At 44.3% G+C, this 25,058-nt stretch carries 26 protein-coding genes; 4 read left to right on the top strand and 22 right to left on the bottom strand.

The genetic code is table 11. From position 1 onward, the window contains the following. Positions 1–97 precede the first annotated feature (97 nt). Positions 98–2,263 carry a S9 family peptidase gene (locus tag R7Z78_RS06880; protein ID WP_104976321.1) on the top strand — a complete coding sequence of 722 codons (2,166 nt, stop codon included), beginning with the start codon at positions 98–100 and terminating at the stop codon, positions 2,261–2,263. A 217-nt stretch (positions 2,264–2,480) separates the two neighbouring features. Here the strand turns inward: R7Z78_RS06880 and R7Z78_RS06875 are convergent, their stop codons facing one another. From R7Z78_RS06875 to R7Z78_RS06785, 19 genes are all read right to left on the bottom strand, one after another. Next, the gene (locus tag R7Z78_RS06875) at positions 2,481–3,476 is read right to left on the bottom strand and encodes a porin (RefSeq protein ID WP_031780879.1); all 996 of its coding nucleotides are present in this window, start codon (positions 3,474–3,476) and stop codon (positions 2,481–2,483) included. Between the two features lie 215 nt (positions 3,477–3,691). Further along, positions 3,692–4,561, bottom strand: coding sequence for a metal ABC transporter solute-binding protein, Zn/Mn family (locus R7Z78_RS06870; RefSeq protein WP_053304671.1), 870 nt, complete (start codon positions 4,559–4,561; stop codon positions 3,692–3,694). Between the two features lie 22 nt (positions 4,562–4,583). Beyond that, positions 4,584–5,459, bottom strand: coding sequence for a metal ABC transporter permease (locus R7Z78_RS06865; RefSeq protein ID WP_005393560.1), 876 nt, complete (start codon positions 5,457–5,459; stop codon positions 4,584–4,586). After that, positions 5,459–6,187: a metal ABC transporter ATP-binding protein gene (locus R7Z78_RS06860; RefSeq protein ID WP_017635536.1), complete on the bottom strand. Its 729-nt coding sequence runs from the start codon at positions 6,185–6,187 to the stop codon at positions 5,459–5,461. The genes R7Z78_RS06865 and R7Z78_RS06860 overlap by 1 nt, the downstream gene beginning before the upstream one ends. After that, complete coding sequence (locus tag R7Z78_RS06855; protein ID WP_062730845.1) at positions 6,187–7,113, bottom strand: metal ABC transporter solute-binding protein, Zn/Mn family; 927 nt, start codon at positions 7,111–7,113, stop codon at positions 6,187–6,189. The genes R7Z78_RS06860 and R7Z78_RS06855 overlap by 1 nt, the downstream gene beginning before the upstream one ends. A gap of 22 nt (positions 7,114–7,135) precedes the next feature. Then, positions 7,136–7,687 carry a DUF6162 family protein gene (locus R7Z78_RS06850; protein WP_053349399.1) on the bottom strand — a complete coding sequence of 184 codons (552 nt, stop codon included), beginning with the start codon at positions 7,685–7,687 and terminating at the stop codon, positions 7,136–7,138. After that, positions 7,684–8,004 carry a hypothetical protein gene (locus R7Z78_RS06845; protein ID WP_005374251.1) on the bottom strand — a complete coding sequence of 107 codons (321 nt, stop codon included), beginning with the start codon at positions 8,002–8,004 and terminating at the stop codon, positions 7,684–7,686. Before R7Z78_RS06845 ends, R7Z78_RS06850 begins: the two co-directional genes overlap by 4 nt. Before the next feature lie 42 nt (positions 8,005–8,046). Next, positions 8,047–8,877 (bottom strand): DUF4198 domain-containing protein, encoded by an 831-nt coding sequence (locus R7Z78_RS06840; RefSeq protein ID WP_025768070.1) that lies wholly within the window; start codon positions 8,875–8,877, stop codon positions 8,047–8,049. A gap of 15 nt (positions 8,878–8,892) precedes the next feature. Next, positions 8,893–9,432, bottom strand: coding sequence for a DUF2271 domain-containing protein (locus tag R7Z78_RS06835; RefSeq protein ID WP_104976322.1), 540 nt, complete (start codon positions 9,430–9,432; stop codon positions 8,893–8,895). 21 nt (positions 9,433–9,453) lie between these two features. After that, complete coding sequence (locus tag R7Z78_RS06830) at positions 9,454–10,083, bottom strand: PepSY-associated TM helix domain-containing protein (RefSeq protein ID WP_021035904.1); 630 nt, start codon at positions 10,081–10,083, stop codon at positions 9,454–9,456. Positions 10,084–10,216: 133 nt separating this feature from the next. Continuing rightward, positions 10,217–11,389: a tetratricopeptide repeat protein gene (locus R7Z78_RS06825; protein ID WP_017635539.1), complete on the bottom strand. Its 1,173-nt coding sequence runs from the start codon at positions 11,387–11,389 to the stop codon at positions 10,217–10,219. Next, entirely contained in the window at positions 11,386–12,006 is a 621-nt protein-coding gene (locus tag R7Z78_RS06820; protein WP_005374256.1) for an energy transducer TonB, read from the bottom strand. Before R7Z78_RS06820 ends, R7Z78_RS06825 begins: the two co-directional genes overlap by 4 nt. Then, positions 12,006–12,410, bottom strand: a complete 405-nt coding sequence (locus tag R7Z78_RS06815; protein ID WP_005374257.1) for an ExbD/TolR family protein — start codon at positions 12,408–12,410, stop codon at positions 12,006–12,008. Before R7Z78_RS06815 ends, R7Z78_RS06820 begins: the two co-directional genes overlap by 1 nt. Next, a complete protein-coding gene (locus R7Z78_RS06810) occupies positions 12,407–12,961 on the bottom strand; it encodes a MotA/TolQ/ExbB proton channel family protein (RefSeq protein WP_017635540.1) in 555 nt (184 codons plus the stop codon). The genes R7Z78_RS06815 and R7Z78_RS06810 overlap by 4 nt, the downstream gene beginning before the upstream one ends. Beyond that, positions 12,961–14,328 carry a MotA/TolQ/ExbB proton channel family protein gene (locus tag R7Z78_RS06805; RefSeq protein WP_025768072.1) on the bottom strand — a complete coding sequence of 456 codons (1,368 nt, stop codon included), beginning with the start codon at positions 14,326–14,328 and terminating at the stop codon, positions 12,961–12,963. Before R7Z78_RS06805 ends, R7Z78_RS06810 begins: the two co-directional genes overlap by 1 nt. After that, a complete protein-coding gene (locus tag R7Z78_RS06800) occupies positions 14,329–15,096 on the bottom strand; it encodes a DUF3450 domain-containing protein (RefSeq protein WP_169644381.1) in 768 nt (255 codons plus the stop codon). It lies immediately after the preceding gene. Positions 15,097–15,170: 74 nt separating this feature from the next. Then, positions 15,171–17,264, bottom strand: a complete 2,094-nt coding sequence (locus tag R7Z78_RS06795; RefSeq protein ID WP_104976324.1) for a TonB-dependent siderophore receptor — start codon at positions 17,262–17,264, stop codon at positions 15,171–15,173. Between the two features lie 207 nt (positions 17,265–17,471). Continuing rightward, positions 17,472–18,845, bottom strand: a complete 1,374-nt coding sequence (locus R7Z78_RS06790; RefSeq protein ID WP_054701940.1) for a sensor histidine kinase — start codon at positions 18,843–18,845, stop codon at positions 17,472–17,474. Continuing rightward, a complete protein-coding gene (locus R7Z78_RS06785; RefSeq protein ID WP_005386018.1) occupies positions 18,845–19,510 on the bottom strand; it encodes a response regulator transcription factor in 666 nt (221 codons plus the stop codon). Before R7Z78_RS06785 ends, R7Z78_RS06790 begins: the two co-directional genes overlap by 1 nt. Before the next feature lie 231 nt (positions 19,511–19,741). Between R7Z78_RS06785 and R7Z78_RS06780 the strand changes: the two genes are divergently transcribed. Next, a complete protein-coding gene (locus R7Z78_RS06780; protein WP_104976325.1) occupies positions 19,742–20,452 on the top strand; it encodes a glycerophosphodiester phosphodiesterase family protein in 711 nt (236 codons plus the stop codon). A 35-nt stretch (positions 20,453–20,487) separates the two neighbouring features. Here the strand turns inward: R7Z78_RS06780 and R7Z78_RS06775 are convergent, their stop codons facing one another. Continuing rightward, positions 20,488–20,970, bottom strand: coding sequence for a L,D-transpeptidase family protein (locus R7Z78_RS06775; RefSeq protein ID WP_054574480.1), 483 nt, complete (start codon positions 20,968–20,970; stop codon positions 20,488–20,490). Between the two features lie 241 nt (positions 20,971–21,211). On the opposite strand from R7Z78_RS06775, the gene R7Z78_RS06770 reads away from it, so the two are divergent. Together R7Z78_RS06770 and R7Z78_RS06765 are read left to right on the top strand one after the other, a co-directional pair. Beyond that, positions 21,212–22,207 carry a 2-hydroxyacid dehydrogenase gene (locus tag R7Z78_RS06770; RefSeq protein ID WP_053350830.1) on the top strand — a complete coding sequence of 332 codons (996 nt, stop codon included), beginning with the start codon at positions 21,212–21,214 and terminating at the stop codon, positions 22,205–22,207. Between the two features lie 85 nt (positions 22,208–22,292). Further along, positions 22,293–22,649 carry a YibL family ribosome-associated protein gene (locus R7Z78_RS06765; RefSeq protein ID WP_005374274.1) on the top strand — a complete coding sequence of 119 codons (357 nt, stop codon included), beginning with the start codon at positions 22,293–22,295 and terminating at the stop codon, positions 22,647–22,649. 163 nt (positions 22,650–22,812) lie between these two features. Here the strand turns inward: R7Z78_RS06765 and R7Z78_RS06760 are convergent, their stop codons facing one another. Together R7Z78_RS06760 and R7Z78_RS06755 are read right to left on the bottom strand one after the other, a co-directional pair. Continuing rightward, on the bottom strand, positions 22,813–23,844 hold the full coding sequence (locus R7Z78_RS06760; protein WP_104976326.1) for a cytosolic protein: 1,032 nt from the start codon (positions 23,842–23,844) through the stop codon (positions 22,813–22,815). Positions 23,845–23,947: 103 nt separating this feature from the next. Continuing rightward, on the bottom strand, positions 23,948–24,709 hold the full coding sequence (locus R7Z78_RS06755) for a cytosolic protein (RefSeq protein ID WP_104976327.1): 762 nt from the start codon (positions 24,707–24,709) through the stop codon (positions 23,948–23,950). Between the last annotated feature and the right edge of the window lie 349 nt (positions 24,710–25,058).

The raw sequence follows: 25,058 nt of genomic DNA, 5'->3' as shown, positions 1-25,058 counted from the left end.
CCCCATAACAAAGAATGGACAACTGAAAACCACTAACAAAATGAAAGCCCAGCCCTCAGGATGAGGCCACTTGGGTGTACAATAAGGATAAAATCAGATGCGTTTCACTTTAACTACGTTGGCCGTCTCGGTCGCGCTTGTCGCCGGATGCAGCAATCAAGGAATCCCCAGCATGACTCAATACTCCCAAACACAGATCGTTGCTCAACAAACTCAAGCTCCGGTTGCGAAAAAAGTCCCTCACGCGATGACTATTCATGGCGATACCCGCGTTGATAACTACTACTGGATGCGTGACGACGAACGTAAAGACCCTGAAATTTTACAGCACCTAGAGAAAGAAAATCAGTACGCAGAAACCGTTCTAAAGCACACTGAAACACTTCAAGATACGCTATTTGAAGAAATTAAAGGGCGCGTCGCAAAAGACGACAACTCAGTACCGGTTCGTAAAGGCAACTACTTCTACTCCAGTGAAGTGACCGGAGATAACGAGTACGAAGTCCATTTGCGAGCTAAAGACTTTGCAGGCAAAGACAAACAAATCATTTTAGATGTCAATGAACTAGCAAAAGAACATGAATTTTTCAGTATCGGCGGCCTATACGTTAGTCCGAATGAAAACTTATTGGCGTATGGCGAAGACACATTAAGCCGCCGCGTGTACACCCTTAAGATCAAAGACCTGACAACAGGCAATTACCTACAAGATGAAATCGAAGGGGCCTCAAGCGCTGTCGCATGGCAGAACGATAACAACGCCTTTTACTACATCAAAAAAGATCCACAGACCTTATTGGGCTACCAAGTTTATCGTCATGTATTGGGCACACCACAAAGCAGCGATGAGCTGATTTTTGAGGAAACCGACAGCGCCTATTACACCTCACTAAGCAAAAGCAAAGATGGCGAAGATATTTATATCTGGCATTCGAGTACAGAAACCAGTGGGGTCTCTATCATTGATGCGAACAACCCTAAAGCAAAGGCGAAACCGTTCTATCCTCGTGAAGATGGCATTGAATACAGTATTTCTAAGCTAGGCGATTGGTACTACATTTATACTAACTATCAAGCCGTCAACTTCCGTTTGATGAAAGTTCATCAAAATGACATGCATGACCGCTCTAAATGGCAAGATGTGATTGCCGCAGACGACAACACTCAACTTGTCGACTTCGAGTTATTCGATGATCACATCGTCTATGAGCAGCGCTCTAACGGCCTAGCAAGCGTCACTGTACGTCAGCTTTCAACAGGAAAAGAACTCCCCCTCACATTTAATGACGATGCGTTTGCTGCCTATTTGACAGGTAACCTAGAGCTGGATAACGAGAAAGTTCGTATTTATTACAGCAGTTTAACCACTCCAGGAACCTACTACGATTTCGATCTAAAAACGGGCGGGTCAGAAATCATGAAGCAAACACCTGTACTTGGTGATTTTAATCCTGACAATTACCAATCAGAACGCATCATGGTCACAGCCCGTGACGGTAAAGAAGTACCCGTTTCTTTGGTGTATCGTAAAGACTTATTTAAGAAAGATGGTACGAATCCACTCTACCAATATGGTTATGGATCTTATGGCGCAACCATTGAGCCAACTTTCCGCTCGACACGTTTGAGTCTATTGGATCGCGGCTTTGTTTACGCCATTGCTCATATTCGTGGATCTGAAATGCTTGGCCGCCCTTGGTATGAAGACGGTAAAAAACTAACCAAGCAAAACACATTCAATGACTTTATTGATGTGACTAAAGGTTTGGTTGAACAAGGCTATGGCGCGAAAGATAAAGTCTTCGCTGTTGGTGGCTCTGCAGGAGGCCTCTTAATGGGGGCTATCATCAACCAAGCACCAGAACTGTATCGCGGTATCGGCGCTCATGTTCCGTTTGTGGACGTGGTAACCACTATGCTCGATGAATCAATTCCATTGACCACCAACGAGTATGATGAATGGGGTAACCCAAATAACAAAACATACTATGACTATATGTTGAGTTACTCGCCTTACGACAACATCAAGGCGCAAAACTACCCGAACATGTTGGTAACGACTGGCTTGCACGACTCTCAAGTACAGTACTTTGAACCAATGAAGTGGGTCGCCAAACTTCGTGAAATGAAGACAGACGATAACGTCTTGTTGTTCAAAACCGATATGGAAGCCGGACACGGCGGCGCATCTGGTCGATTTAAGCGCTTAAAAGAAGATGCGCTAGAGTATGCCTTCTTCCTCGATTTACTCGATAAAAAATAAGCGTATTAATAGAACTGCATCTCTTCTAACAACAAAAATGCCCGCAAATTGCGGGCATTTTTATAGACGCACTCTCTAAACAAAGAGTTGGGTTACCTAAGCACAGAACTACCAGTGTCTCTTATAGCCAACGGAAACCAGAAAGAAAAACGCCTACTCACAACGAGTAGGCGTTAACACAATAAATGTGTTTAGGCAGTAGAAACTGGCCTATTTATTAGAAGTAGTAACGAGCACCTAGAGTCCAGTAGTCGTTCTCTTCATTGTTGTAGTCGTTACCTAGATCAAACTGGTAAGCTGCAAACGTTACGAAAGCAGGAGTTACAGCGTACTCTGCTTGTAGCGCAGTTTCGCTTGAAAGTGTCTTGTTGTCTTCTTCGTCTTCTACGCCTTCGTAGTTAACGCTGAATGTCCAATCGTTTACGCCGTATGCCAAAAGAGCTTCAAGTTGAGAAGTGTCTTTACGCATTTGGTAGAAGTACTCGTTCATACCGTATACTACTGCTGCGTATAGACCTGAACCGTACTGACCGTAGTTTACAGAGAATAGGTGTGATTCAGCATTCTTAGTACCTAGAGTCGCGTTTTTAACATCACCGCCGCTGTATACGTAGCCTAGACCAAAGCCAGCTACAGAACCGCTCAATGCAACTTGACCACGTTGCTCGTATGTTGTTGCATCTGAAGTTTGCTCACCTTGCCAACCTAGACCTAGGTTGAAAGCAAAACCTTCACCAAATTCAAAACCTTTACGGTAGCTAAGCATTTTATCAGCACGAGCTGAGCCTAGGTTGCCGTGGTTGTCGTACAAAAAGTCGTTCGCAAACGCGATTGGTAGATCCGCAACGCCAGCGACATCGTAGTAAGGTGACCATTGAGTACCTGCTACTAAACGGCCAAACTGCTCATGAGTAGCACCGATGTAACCTAGACGAGTTTTGAACGATTGCTCGCCACCGTTTAGGTAGTTAAGCGCCCATTCACCTTTAGCGTCGATAGTAATACCGTTGCCAATGTCTTTCTTACCCGCAACGTTAATACGTGGAGACACTTGGTGAACTTTTACATCTTCTTCGAAATACTCACCCACGCCAACTGAAACGTGACCGCCGATCGATAAAGATGTACCATCGCTGTTGTAAACTTCTGCTGCGAAGGCCTGTGAACCACATGCTAGTGCCGCCACTGCAACGGCTAGAGTTTTCATTTTCATTGTTAACATCCGTATAGTTGTTTGTACCGGTTCGCTTAGAAACAGATTAAATCCGAATCAATCGCAACGAACACATAACAAAGTAGTAATGAAATAGAAATGAAACAAACACTTTCTTATGCAACCAGTGGTATTAATGCTCACATTTTGAACTGAGTCACAAAAAAATAGGGAACTTTTCATTCCCCATCATAAAATCTGTGGCTTTTTACGTGTCACATCTCCCAACGTGCGAGTGGCTTCTCAGTTTTGATACCCTTACTGCCCCAGCGGTCAATAACATCAATTTGCAGTATGCGGCTCGGTTTAATAAGCGATGTCAAGGTTTTCGACGGTCGTTTATCCGTCACTAACCATAGCGTTTTATCTTGTTCAAACTGAGCTTTTAAAGATAATTTGTCTTCTTCTGTCCACTCGAGTTCCGGCTTAAATTCGCGCCCAACCACAAACAATTGGTTGCCAGAGGCAAAGTCCTCTAATGACTCACTCATCAGTACCACTGAATCGATGCCTTTATCGAAGATCTCTGCCTGTTGTTGGTTGATCAGTTCACGCACATTGAGCATAAGAGCCTGTTGATTCGTTTGAATAGCCTTTTGGTGTTCAGGATATACACGTTGTAGATCCTCTCCAACAATGCCCGCCATTCGGATTAAGTTTGTAGGGTTCAGCCATGCGTACTTCGATGTTGACCCGTTTTCCAATGTCAGTACTGCAACTCCTTGAGCTCTAGGAGAAATGGCCTGCGATGCATCGATTTCAATCAAGTGAATGTTGCCCTGTCGAGCGTAAACATAAGTCGGGTCTTGTTTCCAAATCGCACCAAGAGTAATAGCAACCGTCGCGACTTGACCCGCTTGCTTAACTTGCTCTGTACCTTTATTTGCGAACCAGTTTTCAAGACGCTCAACGCCGTAACGCTTTGGAGGCAGATACTGAGTCTCTATCCCTGTACCTTTCATGAGTTGCTCAGACAACATGTACGTGACGGGAGTGCTGGTTAAAATGTCTTTGGCGCTTGCCAACGATGGAAGTGTTGTCGCTATAACCAAACCAAAAGTTATCGCTAATTTTTTTATCTTCATGTTCATTACTTTATAAAAATGGTTACGCTTTTTGGATAATTCGGTAAACCGTTGCTGTTAGGAAAAATGCCGCAGAAACAATGATGATGGATGCGCCTGATGGCACTGGTAGCTCAAGCTCCATTGGCAGTATGGTTCCTACTAAACACGCAATGGTTGCCAATAAAGAAGAAAGGAGAACAAAACTGCCCATGCGTTTAGTCAATAACCGAGCCGTTGCACCAGGAATCAGTAGCAATGCACCAACCAATACCGCGCCAATAATCTTTACCGCGGCGATGGTGACCAAGGTGATCATCATGACAAATAAGTAATCATAAAAGCTGGTATTAAAGCCGCGTACACGTGCAATATCCGGGCTGATACAAGTTAGCAAAATGCGGTTAAACGTTGGAATAAGAAGCAGTAATATGATCAAACAACTGATCGCTAAAATAAGGATATCGTTGTCCGTCACAGTCAAGATCGAGCCAAACAACACGTTCTCCAACATGTGAATGTTGATCTTGCGAGCAACGTACATTAACAGCGCAGCACCAACCGCTAACGCTAGTGCAAGAAAAACCCCAACCAGTGTGTCGTAAGGTACATTCGTACGATTACGAACAAAGTGAAGTAACAGCGCAAAAATCATACAAAAGCTAAACAATCCGATGATCGGATTCTCTGGCGGCTCACCGAGCAACACACCAATCGCGATTCCGGTAAGCGCAGCATGCCCAACCGCTTCAGAGAAAAAAGCCAGTCGCTTGGCGATGACTAATGTACCAAGACCACCAAGTAATGGTCCTAATATCAGCGCTGCAACAATTGCGTTCACCATGAAAGCATAAGAAAAGCTATCGCTTAACCATCCAGCTTCAACGCCGCTAACCGCTAACTCTCGCAACCAATCCATTATGCAGCCTCCACTTTTGCTGTGTAGTGCTTGAATAATGTTTCTATACGATCAGGACTTAGTACATCTGAATGGTGCCCTGACGCCACAATTTGACGATTTACAACATGGACCTGCGCATCTAAACGGCGCACTGCGGTCACGTCATGGTGTACTGCCAGTACCGTTTTGCCTTCTCCAACGACTTCATGAATCAAACCTTCAAGATATCGAACACCTTGCTCATCCATGCCAGTTGTAGGTTCGTCTAAAACCAATAAATTGGGCTCATCCAGTAAAGCTTGCGCAAACAAAACACGCTGTTGCTCACCGCCAGAGAGTTGCCCCATACGACGGTCGCTACGCGTTGCCATACCCACGCGATCCAGCTGGGCCAGGGCATGTTGAGTTTGTTTCGTTTTACGTCGCCAAAATAGAGGGATACGGGTTTGGTTAAGCAGTACAAAATCCATCACGGTTAACGGGAGGCTTGCTTCAAACATCGCTTTTTGTGGCACATACCCTATCTTCCCCGATGCAGCTGATGGCTCTGGCCAATTGAGTGCAATGTTTCCCGAAAACGGCGTAAGTCCAAGTACCGAACGAAGCAAAGAAGTTTTCCCACCACCATTCGGTCCCATAATCACGTGACATTTCGCGTTCTCGAATTCGGCGCTGATATTCTGCAAAATGATATTGTCGGCGTATTTTAGGCCCACGTTACTTAAGGAAACGGAAGGTCCAGTCATTACGCCTTTTCCCCTGCTCGCTTACTCGCCACAAATTTCATGGCTTCGATTAGTGTTTCCACATTATCTCGCATCTCAACCTCAACTTTATCGGCCTCATACTCACCGTGAGTCATGTGAGAAAAGCGATAAAGCTGCACCCCAGTCGCCTCTTCGATGGTATCAACAAAGCGATTCGGCATATTGAGCTCATAAAACAGAACATCAATGCCCGATTCACGAATTTTCTCTATCGTTTCCTGTAGCTGACTTGCACTTGGTTCTACACCATGAGCAGGCTCAATGACAGCGGCAACGTCAACACCAAACTCCTGAAGGATATATCCGTAAGCATTGTGGGTTGTCGCCACCTTCATACCAGCCGTGTCCAACTCACCAAGAGACAACATTGCATCACGCTTCATCAGGCGAAATGTTTTCGCGTATTTACGAGCATTTTGGCGATAGAACGTAGCATTGTCTGGGTCCAATTGGCTTAGCTCACTCGCGATGGTGTAAACCTTTTGAATGGTTGTTGATAAACCGACAAAGGTGTGAGGGTTCACTGCTCCTTGACCAACAGACTGCCCCATAGCAGGCAATAAAGGCACTTCTTTGTTCGCCTCGATAACCACGAGATCATCACGCTGAGAAGCCTTGATCACTTTCAGTGCAAAATCGTCATGACCAATACCATTGATCACTATTACGTCCATTTCATTTAAGCGTTTAAGATCATTAGGTTGTGGTAAATAGTTGTGAGGATTAAAACCAGCATCAACCAAAGGAATGATGTCCGCCTTCTCACCCACAACGGCTTTAACATAGCTGTAATAAGGTTGTAGCGTAATACCAATACTGAGTTTTTCGGCAGCAAAGCCTGTAGAAGACACCGCCAATAACGCGGTGGCTGTAAGAATACGACGTAAAAGAGAGCGTTTGATCATAGTACTTATCAATTATGTTGTCTTAATGGGCGTGAGAGTGAGAGGAAGAGTCTGACACAACGATTTGTTTCCAACCGAAATCGTGGCGTTTTGCTAGCTCGCTTAGTCCCTCCACATTTAACGAACGGCTAGAATCATTAAACCAAATATCAGCTTGAGAACTGCGGCTATCCAACAGCATGGAAGCAGAGCCTTGGGCACTGGTCTTCACGCCAATGTAGACACCGTCATCAATTCGTTGCCACTGATGAGAACCTTTACGCTTCCAATTTTGGTCTTTCACGAATGGAGCAATCCAAAGCGCCTCCATATCAGAGATCTCAGGCCAAGTTCCGGTATCTAACTGCAAATCACGAATCTCTTCATGAGCGAGCTTAAGTTCAGCGATCAACCCCAACTCATTTTGATGTAAATCCGTGATTAACACTTGATGAGACTGCATATCTGGCTTTTCAGTCGCGACCTGATGGTAGGGCATAAGTATGGCTGCTGAACTGAGAATTGCTGCGATTGTCAGTGCGACCCACTTTCCTTCTCGGTTACCATCATCAGGGCGAACTTTCTTTACACTCATTTCTCTTTCAGCTCAACGATATCCACTTCCACCGGGCTTTCATGTCCGGCATCAAATACCAAATAGAAATCTGTTTCAGGGTGAGTAAATTCTGCGATGGAACGCTTATCTGTTTTTTCTTTGGCGATCAGATTGTCGTCGTAATCGTACATTTCGACATCGTAGTCGACCGCTGTCGATCCATCCGAGTAGCCCGCTTCACAAATCACTTTATCTTGCGCCAAGTGACAGCTCATCAGAGGAAAATGTGCAGCAGCGTGAAAGGACGCAAATCCAGAAAAAAGCAAAACCGCTTTTAGAAGAGAAGTGTTATTCATGATAATTCCAAAATGGCCCAGCAATTGCTGAGCCTAATTCGATTAGTTAAGTTGAGTTTCAAACGTAAGGTGAACATTGGCACTCGCTTTATCCGCCAATGGATTATCTTTCAATTCACCTTTGTAGTTCGCTTTCATTAAGTAGCGCCCGGCGACTTCTGGCGTGAAGATCACTTTGCCATCTTTATCGCTCACCACATCGATTTGTTCTTGATGGTTTCGGTACATAGTACCTTCACGTGTAATCTCAGCAGTAACGCCCTCTTGTGGCTCTCCGTTAAAGAAAAACTGGAAAGTCACAGGCTCACCTTCAATGATGTCCGATGGATGCGTGATCGGTTTCATCTCCAGCATTTTGCCTTCAATCTCCAACGCTTTGTCCGTTGGCATACCAACCGTAATGTAGCTTTCTGCTCGGGTGTAACTTAGTTGAGTAACCACATCACGCGCTTGCTCGGGAAGCACATCACCACGCTCAGCTTTGCTTGCTCGCGCCCATTTCACCGTATCACGACGGCCCGCTTTGTATTGTGTGTAGTAGCTCGGCTGATTATTAATCGCAACTTTGTGCGTGCCTTCTTCTGTAAAAAAGAAATCAAACATAGAGCGACGCTTGCCACGAACAACAAAGTTAGGACGCTCAGAGCGGCCATCCGGCATCACCACAAATGCCTGGTCACTACCCGCAGGCTTATCAAAAACAAACGTTCCGTGAGAGGCAGTAACATCAAATGTCAGCCAGTCACCGCCTTCTTTAGAAACCGTAAAGTGAGAGGGCAAAACCCAACGTGGATGTGCTTGTGCGGTGGTGGTTACAGCCAATCCCATTGCCATTACACTCGCCAATGCCACTGCTTTCATTTTGGTTTTCATTGTTGTGTCCTTTAATCACTTAACTTGATAATTGACGGTGATGACACCCGTCTCTTGTGTTGGTTTAAGCTCATAGCGCACGTCACTGTCCGCTAGCGTTATTTTTTGACGTAAGTAGTTTCGCCCACCGTGTTCACGAACGACTTCGACGTACAACGTGTAATTTCCTTGTTCCAAACGCTCCCCTGAGTCATTGGTTCCATCCCAGACAAAGCGGTATTGACCAGCAGGACGTGTTGCAGAAGTCACCGCATCAACAAGTTCACGATCATAACGACCCGCTTTTCTCCACCAGCTGCGTAGATCTTTTAACCATTCGTCTTTCCCTACCCATAACTGAATGGTTTTAATCGGTTTACGCTGATCGTTTTCAACCCAAACCGCCACATAAGGGCGTGCATACATTGAGGTATCTATCTTTGGAAGTTCGAGTTCGAAGTCGACCTTCGCGTTATCTGGTAGAGGCGCCGCGGAAAGAGAGAAAGGAGTAAAAGCCGCGATCAAAGCGGCTTTACAAAAGTGATTACAGCGGAAAAATCTTCCTGTGTTCAACATAAGTGTTCTCTAAAAAAGCTGTTATGGAACAGCAACAAAATAAATTACGAGCGACAGTAACGTACCAAAGCTCATCCATTGCATTGACGTTCTGAGCGTCTTCTTCTTAGGCAGTAACAAGCACACGCCTGTAAGAACAAAAAACACCATCAAAAGCGCAGTGACGTCGATAAACCACTTCCAAATCCCACCACTGTTGCGTCCTTTATGTAGATCGTTCAGCAGCGCAACAATACCGTAGTGCGTCGTTTCGACGTCTGCTGCACCAGTAGTCATATCAATAAAGACCGTAGCGTTATAACCCGGGCCTTTAAAATCCATAGAAAGCTCTCCGAGTAACAACTCACCTTGCTCAACTTCGGTATACACATCTAGTGCGGAGGGAGTACCGCGAAGCTCGGTTTCTTTAGTCAAGAAAGCCACCAGTTCTTCACGATTAGGTTGAAAGGTATCTGAATGTGAGAATAGAACTGAGTGCGGAACCGTCAGAGTATGTTGTTGAATGATAGGTTCACTGCGTTCAAACAATTCGGGGCGATTGAGGGTAATACCAGTTACTGCAAAAAACAGCGTAACTAAGAGAAGAGCCATCGAAATATAGATATGTAGGCGGCGAGCCCAAGTTTGAACACCTTTGCTTTTAAGCAACATAGAAACAATCATCACCAATAAATGTGGGGCATAATTTAGGTGATAATCATTCGTATTGGCATTTAATTTACATTGTTTACTTTAAACAAAAAAATACCCGAGACTGAGCTCGGGTATTTAATAAAAATGTTCGCTATGAGTTCTGCGTCGATTCTACTTTGCGTAGCTGAGATAGATACTTAACCCAACTTTTTGCCTGATTCGATGGCTTAATCTCATTCGCTCTTTTGGCATTAGCGAGCGCATCGTCAAACCGCTTAAGTTTGTAGTAAGCGCGAGTTTTGATAAGTGCAACATCCGCTTTACGACCTCTGACCTTATCGAGCGCGGCAATGGCATCTTTATAATGGCCTTCTTGCACCAGCAGTTGAGAATAGTTCCAGTAATACTGCCTATCTAGCTGAGCTGCAATACGCCAGCTATCAATAGACTCTTCCCACTCTTTTGCCATTTGCCAATACGTTGCTTGCTGAGCTTTTAGCTTACTATTCGAGTTTACATCCTCTAGCTCGTTCATCACCAATGCAGCTCTCTCAGGAATACCTCGTTTCGCGTACAATTGTGCCAGCAGCTTTAAGTCATCTTGGCTAAGTTGTAACCCTTTCAGTTTTGCCAACGCCAAAGAGTCTAGGGCACGTTTGTTGTCATCAACCCGTAGGTATAGAGCAACAAGCTGACGCCACCATTCAATTCGCTCAGGTTCAATCACTATTAAGCGTTTGATGGTCGAGATTGCCGGCTTCCACTTTTTCAGTTCTAGCTCAGCAGAAAGCTTTATCGACAATGCGCCAAGCTTGTCTGGCTGCCCAAACTTCTCATAACGAGCCATTGCTGAAAGCACTTTTTGCCACTGACTCAGTTGATAATGAGATTGGGAAATACGCAGCCATAGCTCATGCGCTTTTTGACCTTTAGGAATGTTTTTGCTCAAGGCATAGTAATGAGGTAACGCCTTAGAAAAACGTTGCTCGTTCAGCAGTATATCAGCCAACATTTTTCGGGTTTGCCATGCTTGCTCATCTTGTAGCAAACCACTATTGACTGCCAACTCAAGTTGCTTAATCGCCGCTTGAGTTTGCTCGTTCTGCCAGTAAAAAATACCTAACATTCGAGCGACATAAGCTTGGTCATATCCACGAGAAAGCTCCATAGCTTCAAGAGATGAAATCGCTTCTTTCAGTTTCTCTTCTTGAGCCAAATTATGTGCTCGTTGAACTCTCGCTGCGGTGTATTGGCTTAACTCACTGGCAATGGTTGAGAGTGCACTCAGGCTTAATACCGTACCGATTAAGAATTTTTTCATCATTTGGCTAACTTGAACTCCACTTTAGCGGTTTGTCCGAACTGCTCAATTGACACACCATCCTCAACTTTTGGCTGATACTTCCATTTTTTAAGCGCACGGATTGCTTCCCTTTCAAACATGCGCTCGGGCTCAGCCTCGATCACTTCAATATCTTTTGGTCGTCCAGTTGCATCGATCGTGAAACGCATAATGACATAACCTTCCACTCTACGTTTCAGCGCCTTACTTGGATAGCGAGGATCAACACGATACAACGGCAGTGCTTGCTGGTTGCCCATTGTTCCCTTCAAGTTTGGTGCACTAATCGCGATGCCTTCAAGGGCAGTGTTTAAACCTAAAGCACTGACTGGCGTCATCTGACTCATTGGTTCCATTTGAGTGTCAGCTTGAGACAGATCCATTGGCTCCGGCGCTTGAGGTGGTTCTGGTTGCTCCGGCACTGAACGTTGACGACGCTGCACGTCTGCTTCATTCTCTACCATCACCATATCAAAACGAACGGCTTCTGAAGCTTCTGGTGCACGCTGGTTGCCTTTATCAACCATCCACGCCATAAAGCTAAACAAGCTCACAGAAATTAACAGTGATGCTGGTAGTGCAAGTAACAGCCTGCCCATTAAGGTTTCTCCGCCGCCAATGCAATGTTCTTCACACCTGCTGCCTTTGCAGCGTCCATCACTTTCACGACAGTGCCATTGTAAGCATGCTCGTCAGCTTGGATAACTAACGAAGCATCAGGCTGATCAAGTAACAGGTGCTCAATAGAGGCCTCAACACGCTCAATATCAACCACTCGTTTGTCAATGTACACATCATTCGCTGCCGTTACTGCGATAAAAATGCCCGCGTCTTTTTGACTTACTACATTAGAAGCCTGAGGGCGGTTCACTTCTACACCGGATTCACGTACAAACGAACTGGTCACAATGAAGAAGATCAACATGATGAAGACGATATCAAGCATCGAGGTTAAATCGACTTGAGCTTCATCTTGTTGGTTAGGTCTGCGTCCGAGTCTCACTTTTGACTCCTTAAAGATTGTTCTAACTGGATAGCTTTTCGTTCACACACTTTGCTAAGGCGAGCATGAATAAACATGCCCGCAAGCGCTGCTACCATACCTGCCATGGTTGGCAGCGTAGCAAGTGAGATACCAGAAGCCATCAATTTCGGATTGCTGCTGCCTTGCGATGCCATTACGTCAAACACCGTAATCATGCCTGTCACCGTCCCTAACAACCCTAGCATTGGGCAAACCGCCACAAGTAGCTTAATAGTCGATAGGTTTTGGCGCAGTTCGATTTGCGCTTTTGCAATCCATCCTTCACGGATTTGATGCGCGTACCAAGAGTGGTGCTCTGATCTTGCTTGCCACTGCTCACAAAGCTGTTTTTTTACCCCAGGGAAAACCGTTGTGAGATAAATAACTCGCTCCATAACCAACAGCCAGCACACCGCCACGACAGCGGCCAGCCACCATAGGATTTGACCACCTTGCTGCATAAAGCTCATCAAGGTTGTGGCCCAATCCTCACTGATCAAACCCAATGTGCTGAGTAGGATCTGCTCCATTACGCTGCGTTCTCCGCTAAGGTGTTAGAGTGACTTTTGTTACTCGGCATATCACGCTCAGCTTGTTCTGCAACTAAACCGATGCCTTGTTTTTCTAAGATACTGCGAATATTTTCTGCTTGAGAGCTCAATACGTTGTGCGCTAATAGCAAAGGCATGGCTGAAACAAGGCCAAGTACGGTAGTCACAAGTGCCATTGAAATACCACCCGCCATTACTTTCGGATCACCATTACCAAATTGAGTGATGACTTGGAAGGTTTCGATCATACCCGTTACCGTGCCTAGTAGGCCAAGCATAGGAGCTAGAGCAGCAAGAAGCTTAAGCATCGACAACCCTTTTTCTAGGTGGGTTTGCTCATCAACAACAGCTTCCAAAAGACGTAGTTCTAACGCTTCTACGCTGCGATGCTTGTCTTTCTGGTATACCGCAAGCACGCGACCCAAAGGGTTGTTTCCTGGCTGCGCTGGGGTTTTCAGTTGCTTCATGATTTTCTGACGCGAAATCATCAGTGATGCACCACGTACGAGCGCAATCAATAGGCCGATAGCCAATAAGCCAAGGATGATTTTGCCGACAACGCCACCCGCATTTAGGCGATCAGCCAAAGTCGGTGAGTTTGCAAGCTGTTCAAGAAGAATGCCACGTGACGGATCAATGACAAGTGCATCAATGTCACCAGAGGAAATAGTATTCGCTGTTGGACCGTTCTCAGGCTGACGAAGATAGTTTACCGCATCTCCGCGTTGACCATTCCACTTAACGTAGCCAGTCTCATCCAGCAGCGCCATAGAACCAAGACGAACACCATTAACCGTTTGTTCACGACCTTCGCCATTTAGCAGTGTGAAAGAGACGTTTGCCATTTCACCGCTTGCTTTGATTTGTTCTTCCATGCTGCGCCACATCGCCTGAAGTTGGGTCAACGTTGGCAGTGATTTAGCCGCAACAATAGCATCGATATCTTTCTGATATGAGTTTGCATCTACACCGGTTACTGAGCTTTTTAGCTCAGACTCTAGCTCTTTTGCGTTCTGGCGAACGACGCCAAATAACTCACCTAGGCTCCCGGTTTCTAGACGCAACTTTTCTTCTAGCTGTGCCAGTTCTGCTTCATTTTCACCGAAGGTAACACTTAATGAGTCCGCCTCTGCTTGAAGAGCAGCACGCTCTGCCACCAATTTATTCTTTATAGCCTGTAGGTCTTGCTCTGTTTGCTTAAAACCTGATTCACGCGCGACATTGTGCGATTGCTGTTGACGATTTTCTTGCTGCGCCTTTTGTAACAACGCATCACTAGCAAAAGTTGTATAAGGCATTAATGCGGCTGTCGAGATTAATGCAACCGATAACCATTTTTTCATCATTTATTTGCCCTCCGCAGCGGTTAACGACACTGGCAGAGTTAACATACTCGGCGCGATCTGTTTATTCGCCATAGCGAACGCTTTGTCTAGCTCTGATTTTTGCTCAGAACCCACTTGTTGCCATGCTTGTTGTTGCTGTGACCAGCTCCAAAATGTGTCACCAGATAAGCTACGCGCTACCAAAGACAAACGGCCTAAATAGAGAATGTCCGCCTCCACAGTTTCATTGTCACCCAGGTTAATCTTGCCTTGGTAAACGCCAAGCTTGGTGCCGTAATCCATTTCAATTTGGTACGCTTCTAAAATACGACGAAACTTCTCTGCATCCGCAACGTCTGCACGCGTCATCATGGAATCCAGCTTTGCAATTCGCTCCTCACGTTGCGCTTTGCGTATAGGCTTGTCGTTAGCGACGAGCACTTTTAAGCCCTCAAGCATGTGATACATTAAAGGCACGACACCTTGACGAGTTTGAGCAATCTGTTCAATTTGCTCGTTCAAGCTATCAACTTCTTGATTTTGGCTCTCAACAAGGCTTGCAAGATGATCGCGATAAATCTTCAAGTTACCGACTTCTTCTTGCAGCTGCTCAATTTCAGCTTCTAGAGTAAGTGATTTTTCTGCGCTTGCATCAATACGTTTTTGGCTTACCGCCGACGACTGGTTTGTTTTACTCTGCACAGCTTGTGCATCGTTTAAGTTCGCCGCGTGAGCGGGAATCAAAACCGATGATATCAACAGAGCGATACTTGATTTCATTAGATTCATACGAGTTATATTTCTGTGTTCCAAAAACGACCAAAGGGGAAGACTACCCTTCCCCTTTAATAATCAAATTGTTATCAGTACTTGAACTGGATTGTTGCCATGTAGTTGCGGCTTTCTCCAACCACAACCCCACTCGCACCTTTTTGCTCGCCATTCGTGCTACCACCACCTGCGAAGTAGTCGGTATCGAACAAGTTTTCGACATTGAATCGAGCAATAATATCCAAGTTTTCATCGTACTTATGTTTGTATGACACACCCATATCAACGCGAGCGTAGCCATCTTTCTTGAAGGTGTTCTTTGCATCACCGTAGCGATCACCTTCATAAATCAAACCAAGGTTTAAGTTAGTGTTGTCTTGAACCTTGTAGCTAGACCATAGACTTGCCGAGAACTCTGGCACGTCTACAGGGCGGTTACCTTCATATCTTTCTGCCTTCTTTAGCTCTGCATCCAAATACATTGCAGAAGCGGTTAGCGACAACTCTGGGGTCACAAAACCTTGAGCCATTAACTCAGCGCCTTTGTGAACTTGCTCACCACCTTGCGTTTTCTTGTGTAGGAGATTGCCGCCCGCGTCTTTGCCGCTTTCAACATCCAGCGAGATGTTCTCTAACGTGATATCAAACACAGCACCAGATACAAATAAACGCTGATCAAACAGTTCCCACTTCGTACCGATTTCATAAGAGATACCACGCTCAGCGTCGAGTTTCTCACCTTCATTGATGTAGGTACGACTACCGTTGCTGACTTCACCTTGAGGCATGAAGCTTTCAGAATACTGAACGTAAACCGAGCCATTCGTCGATGGGTGGAAAATGACACCAAATTTTGGAGAAACCTGGTTTTCGGTCAGTTCATCATCACGCTTTTCGTCATAACGAACACCTGCAAGCACTTGCCAGTAATCATTAATCGTCATCATATTTTGCGCGTAGATACCCCAAGTATCGTACTCAGCAGTTGGTGATTTCTTCGAACTACGATAGCTAGGCTTAGGCACCGTTTCTCCTGGCGCAATACTCGCCTCATTATGAAATGCCATAAAGCGATCATAACTGTAATCTAAGTAGTTAGCGCCCACTAACAACGTGTTTTCCGTACCGAACAAAGTAAAGTCCGTCGTCACATCTATATATGCAGTATCAAATACCCAATTATCGGAGCGATCGTTGCCTCGATGCTTAATCGTATTTAACTCTTCATACTGATCAAACTTAGGGTAAGACTCTACATCAAAACGCTTAAAGTCTTGGCGGTTGTAACCTGCTTTTACGTTCACGTTATCCGTGACTTGCGCATTAATATCGACACCGTAGTTTTCTACTTCGTTATCAATTTCAGACCACTGCGCATCCCAAATGTACTTATCACCGCGAACCGCTTTGCCATCAACAATGTATGCGCCAGAGTCTACGCTACCATCGTCTTTCGTGCGATCGTAATGCGCTGACACCATAAAGTTGTCGGTGATGTCGTACTCAACCACTAGGCCCGCTACCGTACGATCTGTTCTAGGCTCAGTGCCATCACCGTACCTGCGCCAAGAGCCGTAGCTTTCTTTGGCAAAAATTGCGCGCGCTCGCAGTGTCTCTGCATCATTTAGCGCGCCACTCACATCAAGCACAGTGCGTGAGTGATCATTCGAACCTAGATCTTGACTCAAACTTGCTTGTGTTTGAGTTGTTGGTTTTTTCGAAACCATGTTTACCAAGCCACCCGGTTCAGATTTACCGTATAGCAGACCTGATGGACCTTTAAGCACTTCAACACGCTCTAAAAGCTCAATTGGCTGACGGTAGTGTGACCAGTGTTGACGACCATCACGAAGAAAACCGTCTGAACTGCTAAGTTCAAAACCACGTAGAGAGAAACGTTCGCGGTTACGGCTTGTACCACCCGCGCTAACACTTGCATCGTTACGTAGCACTTCACCAAGTGTACTTGCACGCTGCTCATCAATTACCGTTTCATCGATAACCGCTACTTGTCCCGGCGTTTCCAGCTGCGTCATTTCCATGCGCATTGCTGTACTGTTTGTATCTGCCTTGTAGCCAAACTCTCGACCTTCTACAACTACATGTTCGTCTGTTTGAACTTCCGCCACTGCAGGTGTTGCTAACACTGCACCGATCACTAACGCCAAATGGCTCTTAGTAAACATATCCTTTCACTCCGATTATTATTTTTCGGGTCACATACTTGTTGAATGCGATTCCCTCTTAATTATTTCGCGGGTGAATATAAGTGATAAGTATTACCATTTGCATTAAATTTACATTCTTTGCATTTGCAAACTTTTGTAAAGTACTCTCTGATGATGCGCCATGATAATGTGATATTAATCACAAAAATTACGACTTAATCATACTTATTGCTTGAACACTAAAGTAACCCTCAGACCACCTTGCTCACGGTTTTTCGCCGTAACTGCTCCACCCATAATACGCATGGATTCTTTGACAATCGCAAGACCTAAACCGTAGCCACCAAGCTTTTTATCTCTAGAAGCATCTAAGCGCGTAAACGGATCAAAAATATCGACCAGCTTGTTATCTGGAATACCAGGCCCATCATCAGATACTGACATGGTGGTGAACTGCTGCCCTTCTTTGACATAATTTTCCAGAGAAACTTCTATCTGAGATGCTTGTCCTGAATATTTAATGGCATTACCAATAAGATTGTTCAAACAACGAATGACGAGCGTTTCTTCACAAAAAGCTTTAGCACATACAGCTTCTGAGCGGAAAGACAACGTCTGTTCTGACTTCAAATCTATTTTGCAACGCTCTACTTGCGGGGAGACCAAAACTTCTAAATCACAGCGTTTCGTGGCTTTGTCGAAACGCGCATTTTCCAAGCGACTGAACTCCAATATATCGCTGATCAAATGGTTTAGCTCTTTTGCTTCATCTTCTAGCCTTGTCACTAGACTTTGCTCACTTTCTCCAACACGCTTTCGCAAAAGATGCAGAACCAAGTTCTGCCTCGCTAACGGCGTTCTCAATTCGTGAGAGACATCTCTTATAAGCAGTCGCTGCTTTTCAGCGAGAGAATGAATCTGTTGCGTCATGTGATCGAAATCTTGCGCTAACTCGTTAAACTCACGCGTGCTCGACTTCAGCTCTTTCACGACACTGACATTAAAATCTCCATTAGATAGCTTTTTGCTTGCTTCTCTCAATCGATCCAATGGTTGCTGTAAGTTACGTGCCATTAGCAGTGAAAAGAGCGCCAAAATAACCACTGCAATCACGACTTTGAGAATAGAGAAATACAGAATGAAGTCATTTGCAGGGTGCAGTCGATGTGGCAACTGAATCACTAAAGTATTGCCATGAACTAAAGGAATATTGATGATGGGGCGATTCACTTTCCCCTCAAGTTGATCATCAATGCTTCTCTTAAATTGAAGTTTGAACTCGAAGTGCGGATGCATCAGACGGTGCGTAACTGGTTGCTGATGTTCATTCAACACAAATAAATAAAAGTTTTGCGCATTTGCCCAGTCAGCAAGTTCGTCCATGTCTCCGTGCTCAATCAATACATTGGCTTGATGTGCAAGGTCTAGCATTTCTTCTCGCACACTATCGGGCACTTTCAACATGGCTTTCACCAGAGCTTGTTCCGCTAAGGATTGCACGACCAAAATACTAATGACAATTGCGGTCATGCAACTAAATAACTTGAACGCTAAGCTATCTTTACGTTTTGCAATAAAAGGTGGACACCGGAGCTTCATTAACGGTTTACAGCCTCTAAATAACTGTAACCTTTGCCACGGAAGGTTTTGATATGTTGCTTGGAAAGCCCCGCTTCAACTAACTTGCGACGTATGTTACTGATGTGCATATCAAGGTTGCGATCAAAAGGACTCAGCTCTTTCTTTAACACTTCAGTTTGAAGCTCTGCTTTTGAAATCACGACTCCTTGGTTTTTTACCAAGTAGCTCAATAGTTCAGCTTCCGTACTTGTGAGGGGTAAGCTATTAAGCTGGTCACTGATCGTTTGAACGGTACTACACATCGTCTGACGTTGACGTTCCAAGCCAACACGACGAAGAATCGCTTTGATGCGCATTAGAAGCTCAGCGACATTAAAGGGCTTTCCGATATACTGATCGGCCCCCGCTTGGTAACCATCAAGCATCGAGTTTTCATCGTTGAGAGCGGTAAGCATTAGGATAGGTGTCGCGAAGCGCTGACAGATCCTACGAGCAACTTGCATACCGTTAAGGTTTGGTAACATGACATCAAGCAATACAAGATCTACAGGCGTTTTTTCCATATATTGCAGCGCACTTTCACCGCAATGTACAGAAGAGACGATGTAGCCCTCCTCTTGCAAAACCGCTTCTAACAGCTCGCACAAAGGAACGTCATCATCGACTATCAAAACTCGTGACATTACCACTCACCATTCAAATAAAAATGGTTCGCATTTTATTACTCATTTACCAATTAAACAACTACACACTCTAAGGCTTTAAGTCCACAGGACTCAGTCCAAGAAGCAGCAACGTACTAATTAGAGTTTAATGTTCACTTGTACTAAAGGCTCCTAACAATATGCACCTAGATATATCTTCATAGAAAAAACGAGTACAATCTGGCAACCGCAAAGCAAAAGATAAAGCGAATGGAAACGTTATTAATTGGTCACCGTGGCGTGGCAGGTTCATACCCTGAGAATACAAAAATAAGCATTCAAGCAGCCATTGACCTGGGATTAAAGTGGGTGGAAGTGGATATACAACCTACCAAAGATAATGTTTTAGTGGTTTGCCATGATCATACCGTCAATCGATGCAGCAATGGACAAGGGCGTGTTGATGAGCTCACCCTGGAAGAGTTAAAAGCATTAGATTTCGGTAGTTGGTTTAGCACAGACTTTTCAGGCGAGAAGATCTTGACACTAGATGAACTGCTCACTTTAGCTACTGAGAATAAGCTTAACTTGAATATTGAAGTTAAAGTAGACAACCATCCAGCGGAAGAAGTGGCGCAGACTCTAGCCAATGCGTTAGCAAAAAGTCCAATGCCGCAAGAGAATGTACTCCTATCCAGCTTTAGTCATGACGTCATTAGAGCGATGCACAAATGCTGCAGTGGCTACCGATTGGGTGTGTTAAGTGAATTCTTTACGAGAAAAGATAAACGCCTTTTGGAAGAAGTTAGTGCCTATAGCTGCAACCTAAACATTAACTGGGTTCGCACTCGCCAGATAAACAAACTCCAACAAGCCGGTTACAAAGTGATGTGCTATACGGTGAACAATCCAAATAAACTGAAATACCTGCCTCAGTTAGACGGTATTTTTAGTGATCATCCACAGCGCTTTATGCCATAGCCTATAAGAGCCAGAACATTAAAGGGGACCTTTTATTACCACTCAATCTGAATTGGTGTCCCCATCTCGACGAGCTGGATAAATTCGTCCATTTCCTCGTTGGTAATCGCAATACACCCATTAGTCCAATCAAAACTTTGGATGTAAATCGGCAACTGACTCTCACCGTTTTTTAAGCCATGAATTTTGATGTTCCCTCCAGGGGAGACACCTCGGCGCCTCGCTTCCAACGTATCAATCGCATCAGGGTAACTGATATGCACAGAACGATAAAAAGCAGAGTCCTCTATAACATAATCTAGAGTGTACTCGCCCTCCGGCGTGCGATTGTCTCCCTCTTCTTGTTTATGTCCTTGCGGGTTCGCTCCTAAAGCAATTCGGTATTCTTTTAGCACTGCTCCTTGTTCCATCAAATACATTCGACGCTTAGACTTGTCGACTTTAACGAGGTCAACAGCTGCGTGAGTGCCCGAAGCAAACACACAACACAAGAACATAGAGAACCATTTTACTGACATTGTCGTAACGCCTAAGCTAATAAAGTGAACAAGAAAAGAGCGATAATGCTAGTCAGTTAATGCTCGTAAAGCAAACAGTATCTAATGCGGAACCGTAAGATAGCACTCGCTGAAAGGCGTTCTTCTTATCGTTATTTGACACAACAAAGTCAAAAAGAAGATTTCTCTATTCATTGCGGCTAAGTTGCATTACTTTATAAGCATATTTATTTATAAAGTCCGTACTTTTTGAGAGGGAACCATGATTAACATTGCTTTTTTTAGTGCAAAATCCTACGACGAAGCCTCTTTTAATAAAATTAAAAATAACCGCGATTTTGAATTTCACTATCACGACTTCCGACTAACCGAAAAAACAGCCAAGATGGCGCACGGCAGTGATGTTGTATGTGCGTTCGTTAATGATGATCTTTCAGCTCCTGTCCTTAAACAGCTTTCTCTGGGCGGGACCAAACTTATTGCTATGCGCTGCGCGGGATTTGATAAAGTTGATCAACAAGCAGCCAAAGAACTAGGTTTACAAGTGGTTCGAGTTCCTGCTTACTCACCAGAAGCAGTGGCAGAGCACACGGTTGGTTTAATGATGTGCCTAAACCGCCGTCTTCACAAGGCCTACCAACGCACACGTGACGCCAACTTCTCGCTAGAGGGTCTTGTTGGCTTTAACTTTTACGGAAAAACTGTTGGTGTTATTGGTACAGGTAAGATTGGTATCGCGACGATGCGTATCTTCAAAGGGCTTGGCATGGAGCTGCTTTGCTACGACCCCTACGAAAACCCATTAGCGCTAGAAATGGGAGCCCGTTACTGTTCGCTTGAAGAAATCTACGCTAATGCGGATGTTATCTCTCTCCATTGTCCAATGAGTGAAGAAAACTATCACTTATTGAACGAAAAAGCCTTCGCGCAAATGAAAGATGGTGTAATGATCATTAACACCAGTCGAGGCGAGTTGCTAGATTCACTAGCGGCGATAGAAGCGTTGAAACAAGGTAAGATTGGTGCGCTTGGCCTAGACGTGTATGACAATGAAAAAGACTTATTCTTCCAAGATAAATCTAACGATGTCATTGTAGATGATGTTTTCCGCCGTTTATCGGCTTGTCATAACGTGCTGTTTACTGGCCACCAAGCATTCTTGACTCACGAAGCACTTAATAATATTGCCTCTGTGACGCTTGATAACGTCGAAGCCTTTTTCTCTGGTAACGTATCGGGCAATGAACTGATTAACTAAAGCCAGACAATCGAGAAGTATAGTAGAGCGTGTGATCTCAGCTATGCTATACTCCTCGACTATTTAAAATTTGAGCCAAATTACCATGAGCATAAAAACTGATATTCAAAAGCTGCACAACCGTTTAGATACATGCCAACGTAAACTTGATGCGGCACGTTCTCGTGGTGATCACGAAATGATTACAAAGTTCACGGATGAAGTAGAACAGCTTACCAAAAAGCTTAACCAGTTAAAGCACAAGCAAAACTATGAGCTGAACAAAGAACGTAAAAGCTTACTTGATATGCCTTTCTCTCGTGAAATCACCAAAGCAGAACAAGCGGACATCGGCAAACTGAAAAAACGCGTACGCGGCTTAGTAATCGTTCACCCATTAACAAAAGTTGGTAAAGAACTTCGCCTTGATGTGATGACAGGCTTTGCGCCAAAAGAGTTTTAAAACTCGCATTAACATTTATTGAGCCCAAGCATTTGCTTGGGCTTTTTATTTTGTACTGCTTCATTAGATTTCATCGAAATATCAATCCATAAGCTATTAAAAAGGCCAGCGACAAAAGCCACTGACCTATTTCGACCAATATCGTCCGCATTACATCTCAACGTTACGACAGTTGCTGCAACTTGTGCTCCACAACGGGATCATTCGGAACCAACTGCTGAGCGACTTCCAAAAGCTGTACTGCATCTTGCGGGTTGTCATACTCATGCTTAAGTGCAATATCAACAAGTGGCTGAATATCGATTTGCGCTTGATGCTCTTTCACATGTTCTTTCTTTTCTTCAATTAGTACATTATGAGCGGTACTCAGTAAGTTTAAACGATGCTGTGAACTCGCATTCGCCTTGTTAAGGCACTTATAGTAATCTTCTTTTAAGCGCAGCGTTTTGGTCTGATGACGAAACTGCGCTATATCTATCTTCTGATAACGTATAAAGTCTACGGCCACTTGCTTATAAAAACCGAATTTATTCAAATACGTCGCGTGGGTACCATGTCCCATCCCAAAGACTCTCAAGTGAGTGAGCTCTGGGTAGCGTTTGGCGTGAAGGCGGTCGATTTCATTAGTTGGATCATAAATGATATAGCCTTTTGCATCGCCAAGGTCGAGGTCGTGATACTTTCCTTCCCAATCAAATTGTTGGGCAAGTTCAGTACTTGACCTATCATCCCATGGCACCAGCACTTTGTTTTTTGTGCTGACCGGGTGAAACATCAATACTTGATCCAACTTTAATAGATTAGAAAAGGCACCAATAGCAAAACCACCGCGGCTAAGCCCATAACCTAAACGACATTCAAAAGGCTCAAGTAAAGTTGATAGCTGCTCTAGAAAGAAAATCAAATTACGGCTGCGAAACCAGTTACTTTTCCCAAGATGCTGAAATGAAATAATATTTACTTTTTGTTTCTGGGCTAAGCGATAACCCCAAGGCGCAAAGTCTGAGTGTAAGTCCTGTACTTGTAGATTCGTACCAGCAGGGGAAAAGGTGAACAACAACGGTTTATTGCGGTCGACAAACTCATACTTAACAAATACATCATCAAGTAAGTCCTCCCCGGACATCGGTAGCCTGGTTTGCTGTTCTTCACGAGAAAGAACCAGCCATTCATCCAACCAGTACAGTAACTTCATTAATCCTCCATCTAAATTGCGCCTAGCAATTGTGTTAAAAATCTAGTTTTTAGTGTGTGATCATCTCCCCCTGGTTACAGGGGACTCTGATATCAGTCCTCTTTTAAAACAAAGCGTGAATTTGCTTATTAAATTGGTCAATATCTAAGGTTTGATGGCGAACAAACTCCTGCGCCACCAGATTAAAAAATTCTAATTTATCTAATTGTGCGAATTGAGTGCCGTGTCCCATACCGACGACTTTTAAATGGGTAAGCTCGGGATAACGTTCAGCATGAAGACGATCAATGCGATTGGATGGGTCATAAATAATATAACCTTTGGCATTGCCCAAATCTCTATCATGATAGCCGCTTTCCCAAGCAAACTGCTGAGCAAGCTCAGTACTCGGCCGATCATCCCAAGGCACTAACGCTTTATTTTTTGTGCTAACAGGATAAAACAACAAAAGATTTTCTAGTTTCAGCAAGTTAGCGAACGCGCCAATTGCAAAGCCACCTCGACTTTGCCCATAACCCAAACGACATTTGAAGGGATGAAGCAACTCAGATAGCTGCTCCAGAAAGAAAATCAAATTCCGACTACGGAACCAATTACTTTGTCCTAAATGTTGAAAGGCAATAATGTTTACTTTTTGTTGTATTCCGAGCTCGTAGCCCCAAGGAGAAAAATCCGGAGTTAAGTCTTGTACCTGTACATCAGTACCGGAAGGAGAAAATGTGAACAACAATGGCTTGTTAAGATCGACGATTTCATACTTCACAAACACATCATCAAGTAAACCGTAGCCAGAGATAGGTAAAGCCATCTCTTGTTCTTGCTGAGTAAGAGCTTGCCATTCATCTAACCAGTAAAGTAGCTTCATTTTTTCTCCAAGTGCATCCGCAGTATTTAGACTGGAACTCTATCAAAATGCGTTTAAGCATCCCACGTTGAGATTTAAAAAAGCTCTATTTGAAGCCCAAATGGCGTATGGAAATGTCTTCGATTGAAGGTATTACTGCGTAAACTAAACCCAAAGTAGGTACGCAAAAACTTGAAGAAAGAGCTAGAGAAAAACCAATTAGAAGTTTCGATAACAGCGGTTAAAAAACAGCAGATACAAAAAAACCGCTGTAAGAACAGCGGTTTTTTTAAAAGTGGCGGAGAGATAGGGATTTGAACCCTAGATACGCTATTAACGTATGCCGGTTTTCAAGACCGGTGCTTTCAAC

It is taken from the genome of Vibrio sp. 1167 (genome assembly GCF_033340375.1).
In the GTDB taxonomy this organism is placed as follows: domain Bacteria; phylum Pseudomonadota; class Gammaproteobacteria; order Enterobacterales; family Vibrionaceae; genus Vibrio; species Vibrio alginolyticus.
Note: the sequence above shows the minus strand (reverse complement) of the source record. Positions and strands in the feature narration are given on the sequence as shown.